A 15,928-nucleotide genomic window follows, 5' to 3' on the forward strand; every position below is an offset into this window, starting at 1 on the left:
CAAACTTAGTATATTACTTATATAAAAAGAAAAAAAGAAGGAATTTCATCCTTTATTATTCGTTTAGTAAATACAGGTAGAATATTATTTTATAATAAAAGAACTATTATAATTGTAAACGACTACTAAGAGTCATCTTAATCAACCGGAGCACATGGAAGATTACTAGTGGTGAGGTGCTGAACCATGGCCAGGGCACGTAGCCCGAAAGCCTTTGAGATATGGAAAGTGTATAATGGAGAGATTACTAATCGGAAGATTGGGTTTCACCGATTTTTTGGATATCCCAATTCATAATTAATCACACCTCGATATCATACGGATCGATATGAATATCTTAACCAATTTGCAATTTTAACTCAAATCACTCAATTAAAAATAATTTGCTTCTAATCGTACCTTATCGAAGATCAAATCTAAAAAGCTCCCGTGATGATGGGAGCTTTTTGGTATATCGCATATTTATCTCCATCGCCATCAATCCCACAAACCCTACTTCTGCAACTCAGGAGGTACCTGAGGACGCATGGTGATATTGCTGTAGATCACACCCTTGGGAGCAGTAACCATCATCCAAGTGGTTTCAGCCACTTGTTCGGCGGTGAGAGCGTAATCCTTCGGATTCGCTGAGAATTCCGTTTGGACAGAACCAGGGGAGAGGGTGTTGACTCGGACTTCGTCCTTTTTTAGTTCCTGGGTGAGTATGTCGGAGAGAGCCATAAGTCCAAATTTGGAAGCACAGTAACCACCTCCGCCAGGGAAGGTGACGCTACCTGCAACGCTGGAGATATTTACAATGTGGCCTTTGCTTTTTATTAGGTGGGGGATCGCATATTTACAGGCGAGGAAGGTGCCTTTGAGGTTGACGTTCATCATCTGATCCCAATCCTCGACGGTGAGGTCTTTTACAGGAGCAAAGCGACCTAATCCAGCATTGTTGACCAGAATATCGATACGACCGAGTTCTCGGGCGGTGTGGTTGATGAGATCCTGAACTTGGTCGGGATTCGTTACATCGCAGGGGATGGGTAGAATCTGATCCGGGTAATCTCGATGTAAAATTTCTAGCTTATCTCGACTACGGGCTGCGGCGACTACTTGCGCACCACTTTTTACGAAACGGCGGGTGATCGCGGCGCCCAATCCTTTACTTGCTCCAGTGACGATGGCTACTTTTCCATAAAGGTCTGCCATGGTATGTATCCTCCTCATTTGTACGGATAATTGGCTAGGTATTTAATCAAGCGCGAAGGTAAGGGGGAGTGCTTATTTGATGATCCAATGGCTATCGATAGATAACGTTGTCTTTCTACTTATTACCCAGGGCAGTATGTATTATAACTACGAACTAGTAGGTCTCTACTTAGATCTACACAGATCGGCGGGTATACCTTTTAATCTCATTTCAACCACCTTCAATTTTAACAAATAGGGATCATGTTTAAATTTTTACCCTTTTTTATCCATAAAAGAGCACCCCTTTAAGTAGTTCATCTCACAGGGGGTTTTTCCTGTGTCTACTTTAGGGGTGCACATCAATTATAAATCAATGGCTGTGACAGCCTGGATCTCTTCGAGTTCTTCCAGATCTTCGAGCAATTTTTTGGGTACTTCCTTATCCACAGTGAGCATCATGATCGCACGGCCGCCTATATCGGCTCGGCCCACCTGCATGGTAGCGATGTTGACATTGCGTTCACCTAGAATCGTCCCTACACGGCCGATTGCACCCGGGCGGTCATGGTGATGGATGAGGAGCTGATGACCGGTTGGCTGCAAATCTACGGAGTATTGGTCGATCTTAACGATCCGAGGTCCGAAACCATTGAGAAGCGTACCAGCAATGGTGTGTTCGTGGTGGGCATCGGTTTTGATCGTAATTGTGAGGAGATTGGTGAAGCCCTGTGCCTTAGATACCTTCTGCTCTGTGACACGTACACCCCGTTCCTTCGCAAGGTGAGGCGCGTTTACGTAATTGATCTCAGAGAGATAGTGAGAGAGTGCGCCCTTGAGTACAATGCGGGTGAGAGGAGAGGTGTCCCAATCGGCCAACTCTCCTGAATAGGTGATCGTTAACTCATCTAGTGCGCCATGGGTTGTTTGGCTAGCAAAATGCCCAAGCTTCTCTGCCAAGATCTGATACGGTTGCAGTTTCTCCACCAGTTCTGGGGGAATCGAGGGGAGATTGACCGCGTTTTTGAAGGGTTCGTCCCGAAGGATGTGCAAAATTTCTGCTACTACATCGATGGCAACATTCTCCTGTGCTTCACGGGTGGATGCTCCTAGGTGCGGAGTCGCCGTAACCTGGGGCAGGGTGAGCAAGGGGTGTTCTCCTGGTGGTTCCACTTCAAAAACATCGAGGGCAGCTCCAGCTACTTTACCACTCTGGATCGCTTCATAAAGAGCACCTTCGTGGATGATTCCACCCCGGGCGCAGTTAAGGATACGGACACCATCTTTCATCCGTTGAAAAGCGCCTGCATCGATTAAATGGTGAGTCTCCTTGGTGAGCGGGGTGTGGACGGTGATAAAGTCCGAGGATGTGATAACTTCATCCAAGGTGGCTTTGGTTACCCCAATTTTTTGTGCTCGTTCTTCTGTTAGATAGGGATCAAAGGCGAGGACGTTCATGTTAAAGGCCTTGGCTCGTTTTGAGAGTTCAGTGCCGATGCGCCCGAGTCCGACGATGCCGAGGGTTTTATGGTTGAGCTCCACCCCGACAAAGGCTTTCCGGTTCCATTCCCCTTGGACGGTAGAACGGTAACCCTGGGGAATGTTGCGTGCCATAGAGATCAGCATGGCAAAGGTGTGTTCAGCGGTGGAGATGGTATTACCGTCAGGTGCATTTACCACGACAACGCCATTGCTTGTCGCCGCAGGAATATCGATATTGTCTACACCTACCCCAGCGCGGCCAATGGCTTTTAAGTTCTTACCAGCGGCAATGACCTCGGCGCTTACTTTGGTTTGGCTCCGCACGAGGAGAGCATCTACATCTTGGATGGCTTCTAGAAGTTCGCTAGGTGAAAGTCCTGTATTGATGATGACTTCAACGTCAGGAGCTTGGGTAAGTTGTTCGATTCCCTGATCGCTCAGGGGGTCAGTGATTAAGACTCGGAGCATGGATGAGTTCCTCCTCGGCTGCTTGAATGCCCGCTCCAAGACGAACGGGGGCGTTGATTCGTTTCGCGGCTACTTCGATTGTAGCGATGGTGGAAAGGACGTCGACTGGATCGCAGTAGCCCATATGGCCAATGCGGAAAATCTTGCCCTTCAGATGCTGTTGCCCGCCTGCGACACGGAACGATAAGCGGCGCAGTTCTTTACGCAGGTCCTCAGATGACCAATCGTTTCCTCCCAGTATGGAAGTAACAGTAGGGGAGGCATCTGAATCCGAAGTCATAAGGGTGAGACCCATTCCCCGAATCCCTGCGCGGGTCATCCGCATCATCAGATCATGGCGTTCGATTACTTGGGTAAATCCTTCAGTCTCGATCATTTGAAGGACCTCGGTAAGACCAAAAAGGAGAGAAACCGCTGGAGTATATGGAGTGGTTTCCTTTTCTAAGTTGGTCCGATAGGTCTTGAAATCCAAGTAAAAGCGAGGCTGAGGGTTGTTCTCTATTACCTGCCAAGCGCGTTCACTTACCGCAGCAAAGGCTAGGCCAGGGGGGAGCATCAGTGCTTTTTGTGAACCAGTGACAAGGATATCTAGACCCCACTCATCAAAGCGACTCTCTACCCCGCCGATACAACTTACTCCATCTACAATAACAAGGGCTTCTGTTTCTTGACGGATGACAGTAGCTAATTCACCAATGGGATGAAGGACACCGGTAGAGGTTTCGCAATAGGTGAGGAACACAGCTTTCACTTGAGGATGTTTCCTTAGGAAATCAGCTAGTATCTCTGGCTGACAAGCTTCTCCCCATGGAACATCAAGACGATGGAGGGTGATACCATATCGTTCAAGGATTTTGGCAAAACGGTCTCCAAAGGCACCTGAGACAACGACGGCTGCCTCTTCCCCTGGTGCAAGGGTGTTCACTGCAGCGGCTTCAAGAGCAGCGGTTCCACTGGATGTAAAAATAAGGACAGGCTCTTTCGTACCGAATACCGGACCAAGCCGGCGGCTAAGGTCAACCACCATTCGAGAACAATCCGGATCCCGATGGCCGATCATCGGTTGAGCCATCGCTTGTTGAACACCTGGGGGAATGGGCGTTGGACCAGGAATCTGAAGACGAAACTTATCGGGTAGCATGTGGTCTCTCTCCTTCACTGTATATGTCAAGTGTATGTCAATCGATTGGGTGTGAACCGAACAGCGCCGATGGTTAGTGATTGGAATTAAAAAAGCCTCTCATCCACACACCACTAGTTAGTGGTGAGGGACGAAAGACTCGCGTTGCCACCCTCATTTACCTGCGCTTCACAGCATCAGGCCTCGGCGGGTCTCTAGTAAAAGACCCTTGAGATAACGGTTCTCCGATCCAGCTTACTTTCCGATGAGTTCGGCTGAATGACTCAAGAGTGGACCATCGCTTTCGAAACACCGGTTCCCAGCATTCCCGGCTCTCTTGGGTTTCATTAGGCGACTTGGCTCTATCATAGTCGATCCATATGAGTAAATTTGATGATTACTCTAACACGGTAAAGGGAGGGTGTCAACTGAAAAAATTATTAGGCATTTCGCTTATCTCATCGATGAGTGTGGTACGATCATAGGGCGAAAAAAGAAACGGCTATCGTGACGAAAAGGGCGAAGGAAAATGACGATGATTTCCCAGGCAATTTCCAAGGTAGAACTTCACCCAGATCAGCTAAAGGCAGTTACAGCCGGAGAGGGAACCATTGCTGTCTTTGCTGGTCCTGGGAGCGGAAAAACAACCGTGCTTACTCAGCGGGTGCTTACGCTACTAGAGCGAGGGGTTTCACCTGAAAAAATATTGGTTGTTACCTTTACTCGTGCGGCGGCGAGCGAGATGCAGCAACGTATCGAACAACTGACAGGGAATACGAGCGGGTTAACCCTTGGAACCTTTCACTCTATTTTCCTGCGCCTTTTTCATAGAATGGGAGTATCGGTGCCACGCTTACTAAATGATGGCGAACAAAGGCATTGGATTCGGGAGCTTCTTAAAGATAAGGAGCAACCTTCCGATGAGGAAGGGGTAGCCACTACCCTAAGTCAGATTGGCTTTTGTAAAGGGAACATGGTCCTACCTGAGCGAATGAATGTACAAAAACAACAGAACAAACTCTTCCGAGATCTGTTTCAAGCCTATGAAACTCGGAAAAAAGAACAGAATACCTGGGATTACGATGATATTCTCCTCGCCTTTTGTGGTTGGTTAAAGGAAGAGGGTAATCCAATGAGCGGATCTTTTTCGCGCATATTGGTGGACGAGTTTCAGGATATCAACCGGGTACAATATGATTCCCTACAGCTCCTTTTAGCAAAAAAGGGAAGCTTTTTTGCTGTTGGAGACGATGATCAGTCGATCTATGGATTTAGGGGTAGTGATCCGAAGTTTATGCAAGAGTTAAGCAGGCGTCCAGGAAGTCAAAGGGTCGTCCTCTCTGTCAATCATCGCTCTACCGATGCGATTGTCGCCGTAGGGCAAAAACTGATTCGTCACAATAGGATGCGGCAGGAAAAAAGGTTGATCGGGATGGGACGAGCAGGCAAGGAACCGACTTTACTTAAACCATCGGATGAAGAGGAGGAAGCGACGAAGATTATCGCTTCCCTTAGCGATGAAGGAAAGACAGGGGTCCTCTACCGTACTTCTACCCAGGCGCGGGCAATTATCGATGCTCTTGTCCGTGAGGGGATTCCCTTTTCGGCATCGATGGGGGATGCCCTCTTTTATCGGCGCTGGCAGGTGAAGGATATATTTGCCTATCTTACTCTCGCCCAAAATCCTAACGATTTGGATGCCATCGTGCGTATAATCAACAAACCCAAGCGCTATCTTTTTGGGGAGGAATGGATCGATACCGCCTGGAACCTATCTCGGAAAATAAATGTCTCTGTACTAGAAGCACTCCCTGAATTACCCGGTCTTGAAACTTACCAGAAAAAGAATCTGAGTCAATTGGCGCTTCAAGTAAAATCTCTGTGTGGGCTTGGGGCGAGAGAGGCGATCCAAGAAATTCGGCAACGAATCGGTTATGATCGCTTTTTAACGGCTTATGCGAAGGATCTCGGTCAGGAAGTGCTCAGTTTATTAGAGCCTGTAGAGGAACTTACCGTTGCAGCTCAATCCTTTGAGTGGGGTATCGATCTATTGGAGCATGCCGACAGGGTAGAGCGTGCTCTTCGAGAACCTTCTCCTAACCCTCGAATCCATCTCATGACCTTTCATAAGGCGAAGGGGCTAGAATTTGACCGCGTCTTTCTTATCGGCCTCCATGCGATGACAATTCCCCATCGGCGTAGCCTTCAAGTGGCTGATCACCGCAAGAATGCCGCCTGGGAAGAAGAACGGCGTCTGCTTTATGTAGGGATGACCCGTGCTAAAAGAGAGTTAACTCTCTCTATCAGCCATACTCGTCAGGGGAGGCGTGTTGGCCCCTCTCCATTTCTCAAAGAGATAGGCTTTGACGATGACGAGATCACCTTGAAAGAGGATCAGGATACCTTTGTTGCGAATCCCCATTACATACCTTCTCGTAGAAAGGAGAAAGGACAACCTCAGCTTCGTTTTGCGGGTGAGGAGCTTACCATTGGGACGACACTGATTCACCAACGCTGGGGAGAAGGGGAAGTGATAGCCTTTGAACCTTTGGAGGGGTCTGCTCCTGGACGGAAGGTGGCTCTACGCTTCCCCCATGAAACCGTCTCACTTCACTATGAACTCTCGCGTCAACTGGGCTTGATTGAGCGGATGTCAACGGAATCGGGAGAAGAGGGTTAATGGCATGATTCGGTTGGCAATCGATTTAGAATTGGCGGAAGTTCTAATGAAATATGTGGATAACCATCGGATATTGAATTTGAAGTTGATTTTCGTAGACAATTCCTCCGAGAGAGAAATAAAATCCGATCACATATCAAGGATAAAAGTCCCAAGTGATAGAATAGTAGAGGGAATATATGAACTCATGTTGTATTACCCTATCATTATTATAGAGGTAGAAGATATTATTGAGAGCGAAGTTAAACATAAAAAGCATTTGCTTGAAGAGTAGACCACTGAAAAAGTAAGTTGATTCTGGTCAAACTTAAAAAGTAAACACAAAAAAACCCTGGTTCGAGTGCAAAACTGAAGTCGGTTTTACAGGCGTCAGATAATTATTATTAATGTAATCTTCATAATAAAAGCTCCACTGAGTAGGGGGATTAAAGGTGTCAAGTGTATTATTTGATTGCAGTCAATTCGTCAGTTTTAATACAAATGACTCGAATGTTGTTGATGATTTGAAAAATGATCTGAAAGAATTGAGTTTTGAAAAAATTAAAGATGAAAAAGAGATCGATAATGTGAAGATGAAATATTATCAACACGAGTGGCGAAAATATGTATTGGAAATGATTGATTTAGAATTTTTGGGTTATCTAGAAGCTGACGAGTGGCCGAAACAAAATGAGGTACCTATACCGATAGTGGGATTAATCACCGTATTAAAAAAATACGTGGATATGAAGTTGATTAGGGATCTCAAGATAATTTTCGTTGGATATGCACCTGAAAAGAAGAATGACAAATTAATAGCTAGAGTTCGGGTGACCAGTGATAATATCATAGACGAGCTGTTTGAGAATCAGTTTGAAACTGTAATAATCTTGGAAGTAGAAAATACGTGATAATCTATAATTAGAAATTAACATTTTAATTAACGTTTCGTAGATTGTATCTGCGAAACGTTTTTTATCTCTAAAGATGAGAAAACAAGGGGGAGTTCGTCGGAGTCTGAGACTTACGAAAGGCTATTCAGCATGCTCTAACAGCAACATCCATGCAATCTAGTCCACGATCACTATCGTCAATATTCATGCAAAACAGTATCAGAGACCGTATTATCAGAAAAGGCAGAACAAATGGCCACAACGTTTTTAAATCAGGAATCGGATCAAAAGGATAATGTAATTGATAAGGAGAAAGGTGTTTCAAAGTTATCAGACAAACTAAAAGGGAGGGCTAAATCATGATCGAAGACAAAACGGATGAAAATGATAAAGGGCAAAAGGCATTCTCTGCTCCAACCATTTCTCTCCCGAAGGGGGGTGGAGCGATCAAAGGCATCGGCGAGAAGTTTGCAGCCAATCCAGTTACAGGTACCGGTTCCATGATAGTTCCCCTTGTTACGAGTCCTGGGCGTTCCGATTTCGGTCCGGAGCTTTCACTCTCCTATGACTCAGGATCTGGAAATGGACCCTTCGGATTTGGATGGTCTCTATCTATTCCTGTAATTTCTCGCAAGACAGATAAGGGACTGCCTGAGTATAACGATGATGATGAGTCAGATGTTTATATTCTCTCTGGTTCCGAAGACCTCGTTCCGGTTCTCAAACAGGATGGAAGTCGATTTGAAGATACTACCACTGTAGCAGGCTACACTATCCACCGCTATCGTCCTCGCCTCGAGGGATTGTTTGCTCGTATCGAGCGTTGGACCCATCAAAAAACAGGAGAGATCCACTGGCGTTCTATCACTCGTAACAATATCACTTCGATTTATGGAAAGACAGAGAAAAGTCGAATTGCAGATCCAGGTGATCCAAAGCGGGTTTTCAGTTGGTTCATATGTGAGAGTTACGATGACAAGGGGAATATCATCGTCTATGAGTACATGGAAGAGAATGATGAGAATATTGATCGAACACAGGCCCATGAGCGCAATCGAGTACGTACAGCCAATCTATACTTGAAGCGTATCAAGTATGGCAATCAGGTCTCCCGTCTAATTCAACCAGATCTAAACAAAATGAGGTGGATGTTCGAAGTAGTCTTTGATTACAACGAAGATCATTACGAGGAAGTTGATCTTGACGCTACTGAGACTGAAGCTGAACATCGTATTCGTGCTTCAGCATCATCAGAGTCCACTTGGACTGCTCGACCTGACCCGTTCTCCTCTTACCGTGCAGGGTTTGAAGTGCGTACTTATCGCCGTTGTTGCCGTATGTTGATGTTCCACCACTTTGCAGAATTGGGAAGCGATCCTTATCTGGTTCGTTCTACTGAGTTTGAATATGATGACCTGGATTATTCGCAGCCTACCACGGTACAGGATGAGCTCAGCCATCAAGGAAGTACCCGTATTGCTTCATTTATTCGTGCTATCATCCAATCAGGATTCCTTCGTGATGACGCACAGAAAGTGCTGGAGCGTAATGGTGTTAAGTACATTACCTATTTTAAGAGATCCTTGCCACCATTGGAGTTCGAATATAGTAAGGCGAGCATTCAGGATGATATCCGAGAATTGAGTGTAAGTAGTCTAGAAAACCTACCTGTTGGTATAGATGGAACATCATATCAATGGGTGGATTTGAACGGTGAGGGCATCTCTGGGATCTTAACAGAGCAAGCCGATGCTTGGTTTTACAAACCGAATCTAGGGGAAGGCCGTTTTGCCCCACAAGAAGTAGCTGCCTTAAAGCCATCACTTGCTAACCTTAGTAGCGGACGACAACAACTACTGGATCTCACTGGTGATGGACAGGTGAATCTAGTATCTTTTCAATCGAATCCGGGTTTTTATGAGCGTACCCATAAAGAAAGCTGGGAATGGTTTAGGGAATTTGACCATCTGCCAAACATCTCATGGAATGAACCAAATCTGTGTTTCATCGATTTAAATGGTGATGGTCGGGCTGACGTACTAATCAATGAACATGAAGTTTTCACTTGGCACCCCTCATTAGGTGAGGAGGGGTTTGGATTAGCTCAGCAGGTTTATCAACCAATGGACGAGGAACAAGGTCCCAGGTTAGTGCTGTCCAACGTTTTGCAATCTGTCTATTTGGCTGATATGTGTGGGGATGGTCTCACCGATCTTGTGCGAATCCGTAATGGCGAGGTCTGCTATTGGCCTAACCTAGGTTATGGCCAATTCGGAGCAAAAGTGACGATGGACAACTCTCCTTGGTTTGATCACCCTGACCAATTCAATCAACAGCGTGTTCGTCTGGTTGACATCGATGGCTCAGGCGTCACTGACATCGTCTATTTAGGCCGAGATAACGTGCGATTATATTTCAATCAGTCTGGTAACCGCTGGAGCAACCCACGTCATCTCAGTCAATTTCCACCTGTGGATCATCTTTCTTCGGTCATGACCGCTGACCTTTTGGGAAATGGTACAGCTTGTCTAGTCTGGTCATCTCCATTACCAGGAGACGTGGATTGCCCCCTGCGTTACATCGACCTAATGGGTGGACAGAAACCTCATTTACTGATTAAGTCGATCAACAATTTGGGTGCAGAAACTTATGTTCATTATGTTTCTTCTACCAAGTTCTACCTTGCTGATAAGCTCTCTGGGAAACCCTGGCTCACCAAGATCCCTTTCCCTGTACATGTCGTAGAGTGTGTCGAGACCTACGACCACATTAGTGGCAATCGATTTGTGACACATTACGCTTACCATCATGGTTATTTCGATGGAATTGAACGCGAATTCCGAGGATTTGGTCTAGTGGAACAATGGGACACAGAGGAGTTCGCCGTATTCAACAAAGACGGGCATTTACCACAAGGGACGAATGTGGATAAGTCTTCCCACGTTCCACCTGTTTTCACTCGCACATGGTATCATACCGGTGCTCACGTAACTGATTTCTTCGCTGGTAGCTTGGATGATAAAGGCGTGAGGGAATATTACCGTGAGCCAGGTTTGACTGATGCAGAAGTGAGACACCTTTTGCTCGATGACACCGTTCTTCCATTTGGGTTGTCTTTAGAGGAAGAACGTGAAGCTTGCCGTGCCCTGAGAGGTTCGATGCTTCGCCAAGAGGTCTACTCTCTGGATGGTACGGATGAAGAGAATGATCCTTACACAGTCACTGAACAGAACGTGAACATTCGCTGTTTGCAACCGAAGGGGAATAACCGCCATGCGGTGTTTTTCACTCATGGTCTGGAATCTATCCATTCCGACTACGAGCGTAATCCTACCGATCCACGAGTTGTACACACTGTCACGTTGGAGGTGGACGATTATGGTAACGTGTTGAAATCGGCCGTTATTAACTATGGACGTCGTCGACCTGATCTAAATCTCGAATTGAGGGATCAAGCTAAACAAAGTGAATTGTTGATTACTTATAAGGAAGATGACTTTACAAACCCTGTTGAAGGCATTGGTGATTACCATGCACCGTTATCATGCGAGTCGCGGACTTATGAGCTGAACGGCTTAAGATTATCAGAAGACAGATACCGCTTCACCGTTGCAGAGATCCTTCAATCGGGAACAACAGCGCAGTTCATCTCTTATGAACAGAACGCGACATCGGGTGAATTGCAAAAGAGGTTAATTGAACATGTACGTATACTGTATAGCCGTAATGATCTATCCGGTCCATTACCGCTGGGAAAACTGGAATCGCTAGCTATTCTTTATGAGAGTTATCAGCTTGCCTTTACACCAGAGCTTCTTACTAAGGTTTATGGCGATCGGATTACCGATACCATGCTTATAAGCGAAGGTGGTTATATCCATAGTGAAGGGGATGACAATTGGTGGATTCCTTCAGGTCGAGTGTATCGTTCTCCTAATACAACAGATTCGTCGACCCAGGAATTGACCTATGCTCAAGCACATTTTTTTCTTCCCCATCGCTATCGTGATCCTTTCCATACCGATTCTCTCTATACTGAGACCTTAGTGAAATACGACACCTATGACCTTCTTGTACAGGAAACCCGCGATGCCTATGGTAACCATACCACCGTGGGAGAACGTAACGCCGATTCCATCCAGCCACTTGTACGTCAGGGACAAGACTATCGCGTGCTCCAACCGATTTTAGTTATGGACCCGAATCGGAATCGGTTGGCTGTTGCATTTGATGTACTTGGTCAGGTAGTAGGTACTGCAGTAATGGGTAAGCCTGAAGATAGTCCTAGACGCGGTGATTTGCTGGCCGATTTTATCCCAAATTTAATCCAATCTGCAGTAACTGCCCATTTACTAGATCCACTGGCTGATCCCCACACTCTCTTAGGGAAAGCCACCACTCGCTTGGTGTATGACTTATTTGCCTATTATCGTACGAAAGATAAGATGAACCCACAGCCTGCGGTAATCTATAGCATGGCTCGTGAAATTCATGACGCCGATCTAACTTCTGGACAACAGACTAAGATTCAGCACAGTATTTCTTACTTTGATGGGTTTGGTCGCCAGATCCAAAAGAAGATTCAGGCTGAACCGGGACCAGTTCCGAAGAGAGATACAGCTACTGGGCATGTGATTACGGTTAATGGTCAACCTGATATGATTGCAAATGATGTCAGCTCGCGCTGGGTAGGTAGCGGATGGACGGTATACAACAACAAAGGAAAGCCTGTTCGACAGTACGAACCTTTTTTTACCGACACTCATCTCTTCGAGTTTGATGTCTCGATTGGTGTCAGTTTGGTACTCTTCTATGACCCTGTTGGACGTGTGGCAGCTATCTTGCATCCTGATCACACATGGGAAAAAGTAGTATTCAATTCGTGGCAACAGGAAATTTGGGATGTTAACGATACTGTACAGGTGGTCGATCCTAAGAACGACCTTGACGTAGGTGATTTCTTTCGGCGTTTGCCAGATTCAGATTATCTTCCTACGTGGTATACCAAGCGTCAAAGTGGTGCACTTGGTCCACACGAACGAGCGACTGCTGAAAAAACAGCGATCCATGCGAATACACCATCCGTTGCCTATTTTGATTCACTAGGGCGTACTTTTCTCACTATCGCCCATAACAAATTCAAGCATAGTGGTACTTCCCCTGTTGATCCACCCATCGAGGAATTTTACTATAGCCGTGTCTTCTTTGACATCGAAGGGAATCAGCGGAAAATCATGGATGCTAGGGACCGGATTGTGATGTGCTATGACTATGATATGTTAGGCAAACGCATTCACCAATCCAGTATGGAGGCTGGTGAACGTTGGATGCTATTCGATGTTATGGGAAAGTTGATCCGTGCTTGGGATAGCCGTAGCCATGAGTATAGAACTGCTTATGATCCATTGAGACGACCCACTGATTTTTACCTAAGAGAGGGAAGCGGACCAGAGTTACTTGTAGAGCGAATTATTTATGGAGAAACATGGCCCAATCCGGAGGTTAACAATTTGCGAGGAAAGGTGGTTCAGCTTTTTGATCAGGCAGGCATGGTAACCAGCGATAAGTATGATTTCAAGGGAAATTTACTAAGAAGTCAGCGTAAGCTCGCTCATGAGTACAAGAATACTCTAAATTGGTTAGGTACGATTCCTTTAGAATCGAGGGTTTATACCAATTGTACTCGCTACGACGCACTCAATCGTTCAATGGAACAGACTGCACCGGATAACAGCATCATCCGCTCCATATACAATGAAGCCAATCTTTTACATGCTGTGGAGGTGTGTTTGCGGGGTGCAAAGGAAAATGATTCCCCAATCTGGACAACGTTTGTGGACGAAATTGAATACAACGCCAAAGGTCAACGTACTCAGGTAAAATATGGTAACGGAGTCAAGACAATCTATGAATACGATCCTTTCACGTTCCGTCTAATTCGGTTATTCACTCGACGCAAAACCGATAACTTTCCCGATGACTGTCCAGATCCACTTCCGGTCGAAGGATCTAATTGTGGGATTCAGAATCTTCACTATACCTACGAACCAATGGGTAACATTACCCATATTCGAGACGACGCTCAGCAAACCGTATTCTTCCGTAACCGTCGCGTCGAACCGAACTCTGAATACACTTACGATGCGATTTATCGGCTGATCGAGGCGACTGGTCGTGAACATTTGGGACAAACAGGCAGGCAGCCTAATCCACCAGATGCGTTTAACCAATTTCATACCCAACTTGAACACCCGGGCGATGGTCAAGCCATAGGGACATATGTCGAGCACTATCTTTACGATGCGGTGGGCAACATTCTCTCTATACAGCATCGTGGCAGCGATCTTGCACAGCCTGGCTGGACTCGTAAATTTGCGTACAACGAGGTGAGCCAACTGGAGGTGGGTAAGACAAACAATCGGTTGAGTAGCACTACCCTCGGAGCGATCACCGAAACTTATTGCTATGAGGACACTGCCAGCTTGCATGGCAACATCACAGCTATGCCGCATTTGCCCATCATGCAATGGAACGATCATGACCAGCTTCAGAACTCGGCACAACAAGTGGTAAACCATGAGGGGACACCAGAGATGACCTGGTATGTTTATGACACACAGGGAAATCGAGTGCGTAAAGTAACCGAACGACAGGCTGCTGTTGGACAGACACCTACGAGGATGAAAGAACGGATCTATCTAGGTGGATTTGAGATTTACCACGAGTATGAGAATGATGGTACCACGATCAAATTGGAACGCGAGACCCTTCATATTATAGATGATCAGCGGTGCATCGCCCTAGTAGAGACTCGTACTCAAGGCAAAGACCCTACACCTGAACAACTCATTCGCTATCAACTTAGTAATCATCTTGGCTCAGCTAGCCTGGAATTGGACAATATGGGGCGATTGATTTCTTACGAAGAGTACTATCCTTTTGGGAGTACATCATATCAAGCTGTACGCAATCAGATGGAAACGCCGAAGCGATATCGCTATACAGGAAAAGAGCGGGATGAGGGAACAGGATTCTATTATCACAAAGCTCGGTATTACGCATCGTGGTTGGGGAGGTGGACAAGTTGTGATCCAGCAAGTTTAGTGGATGGAACAAATTTATATCGATATTCACAGAATAATCCAATTCGCTTTATAGACCCAAATGGTACTCAGACTTATGCAGCGCCCGCATCAGGGGTTACACCACCATCTTCCTCACCACCGTCGCCACCTCCTCAGGTCACAGTGAATCGAGAAAAGGGCTTACAAGCATCTGGGCAGCTCGTAAAGAAGTTGGAGGCAAAAGGTCATGGAGTTCAAGAGGAAGTAACTGTCAAAGGAGGGAAAGGTGGTTCGAGAATAGATATTGCTCCAGATCCCAAAGCGCCTCAGACAATTGGAAAAACTTTAGAAAGTAAACATATTGATTTGGGGGCATACCGAGATGCATCAGGAAATTTAGATACCAAGCGATTGAGATCAGTAATTACAGAACATGTTGAGCAAGTATTGAAGCATAAGGATGCTCTAAAAAAGGGAGTCAAACCAGATCTTCCTTTCGACGAGAGTATAGTCTATCAGCTTGAAAATGCTACTCCTGAGGAAATTGCACAGTTTCGAAAATTATTCCGGGAAGTAGCAACACCTAAGGGGGTGAAAGGAGGAGCGATAGCATTTGAACCTCCCACTGTTGGGAAGCCTGCAGCACCGCCAGCGACCGAGCCCCCTGTAGCTGGGAAGCCTACAGCACCGACTGCAGTCGAGTCTCCTTCAGCTGGGAAGCCCGCAGGACCGGCACTGGCTGAGCCTTCCGCTGTTGCGAAACCTACAACAACGTCACCAGTCGAGCCTCCTTCTATCGCAAAGCCTGCAGCACCTCCGAGTAGATTTAGCGGATTTATTTCAGGTTTAGGCAAGGTAACTACAGGACTTAGTGTCATCGGTGGTATTCTATCTGTCAAAAAACTATCTGAAGATCTTCACATGATCTTTGAGCCTGGTGATCTATCCATTCCCGTTGGGACAAGACGAACAGATTCAGTGGGTAGAACTTGGATTCATATCGATGAAAAAACCTGGGTTACTGAGGAATATTACAATCAGATGCTGTGATTACAAATGCGAGATGGAG

General features: G+C 46.1%; 7 protein-coding genes. 4 read left to right on the forward strand and 3 right to left on the reverse strand.

Going from position 1 to position 15,928, the window contains the following annotated elements; translation table 11 throughout:
• Window positions 1-492: 492 nt before the first annotated feature.
• From BLV90_RS05470 to BLV90_RS05480, 3 genes are all read right to left on the reverse strand, one after another.
• The gene (locus tag BLV90_RS05470; protein WP_091737476.1) at window positions 493-1,194 is read right to left on the reverse strand and encodes an SDR family oxidoreductase; all 702 of its coding nucleotides are present in this window, start codon (window positions 1,192-1,194) and stop codon (window positions 493-495) included.
• Window positions 1,195-1,539: 345 nt separating this feature from the next.
• Window positions 1,540-3,123: a phosphoglycerate dehydrogenase gene (serA, locus tag BLV90_RS05475; RefSeq protein ID WP_091737481.1), complete on the reverse strand. Its 1,584-nt coding sequence runs from the start codon at window positions 3,121-3,123 to the stop codon at window positions 1,540-1,542.
• Window positions 3,101-4,264, reverse strand: a complete 1,164-nt coding sequence (locus tag BLV90_RS05480) for a pyridoxal-phosphate-dependent aminotransferase family protein (protein ID WP_091737488.1) — start codon at window positions 4,262-4,264, stop codon at window positions 3,101-3,103. Before BLV90_RS05480 ends, serA begins: the two co-directional genes overlap by 23 nt.
• Window positions 4,265-4,772: 508 nt before the next feature.
• Between BLV90_RS05480 and BLV90_RS05485 the strand changes: the two genes are divergently transcribed.
• The 4 genes from BLV90_RS05485 to BLV90_RS05500 all read left to right on the forward strand — a co-directional run bounded on the left by BLV90_RS05485 (window position 4,773) and on the right by BLV90_RS05500 (window position 15,909).
• Window positions 4,773-6,923 (forward strand): ATP-dependent helicase, encoded by a 2,151-nt coding sequence (locus BLV90_RS05485; RefSeq protein WP_091737491.1) that lies wholly within the window; start codon window positions 4,773-4,775, stop codon window positions 6,921-6,923.
• 4 nt (window positions 6,924-6,927) lie between these two features.
• Window positions 6,928-7,197, forward strand: a complete 270-nt coding sequence (locus BLV90_RS05490; RefSeq protein ID WP_091737496.1) for a hypothetical protein — start codon at window positions 6,928-6,930, stop codon at window positions 7,195-7,197.
• A gap of 157 nt (window positions 7,198-7,354) precedes the next feature.
• The gene (locus tag BLV90_RS05495) at window positions 7,355-7,813 is read left to right on the forward strand and encodes a hypothetical protein (RefSeq protein WP_091737499.1); all 459 of its coding nucleotides are present in this window, start codon (window positions 7,355-7,357) and stop codon (window positions 7,811-7,813) included.
• A 341-nt stretch (window positions 7,814-8,154) separates the two neighbouring features.
• Complete coding sequence (locus BLV90_RS05500; RefSeq protein ID WP_091737502.1) at window positions 8,155-15,909, forward strand: SpvB/TcaC N-terminal domain-containing protein; 7,755 nt, start codon at window positions 8,155-8,157, stop codon at window positions 15,907-15,909.
• The last annotated feature ends 19 nt before the right edge of the window (window positions 15,910-15,928 follow it).

Source organism: Marininema mesophilum, assembly GCF_900106775.1.
Classification (GTDB): domain Bacteria; phylum Bacillota; class Bacilli; order Thermoactinomycetales; family DSM-45169; genus Marininema; species Marininema mesophilum.

What these genes read in the sequence shown, in the direction of transcription:
- BLV90_RS05470 (WP_091737476.1), bottom strand. Translation starts at nt 1,194, where the DNA reads ATGGCAGACCTTTATGGAAAAGTAGCCATCGTCACTGGAGCAAGTAAA.
- serA (WP_091737481.1), bottom strand. Translation starts at nt 3,123, where the DNA reads ATGCTCCGAGTCTTAATCACTGACCCCCTGAGCGATCAGGGAATCGAA.
- BLV90_RS05480 (WP_091737488.1), bottom strand. Translation starts at nt 4,264, where the DNA reads ATGCTACCCGATAAGTTTCGTCTTCAGATTCCTGGTCCAACGCCCATT.
- BLV90_RS05485 (WP_091737491.1), top strand. Translation starts at nt 4,773, where the DNA reads ATGACGATGATTTCCCAGGCAATTTCCAAGGTAGAACTTCACCCAGAT.
- BLV90_RS05490 (WP_091737496.1), top strand. Translation starts at nt 6,928, where the DNA reads ATGATTCGGTTGGCAATCGATTTAGAATTGGCGGAAGTTCTAATGAAA.
- BLV90_RS05500 (WP_091737502.1), top strand. Translation starts at nt 8,155, where the DNA reads ATGATCGAAGACAAAACGGATGAAAATGATAAAGGGCAAAAGGCATTC.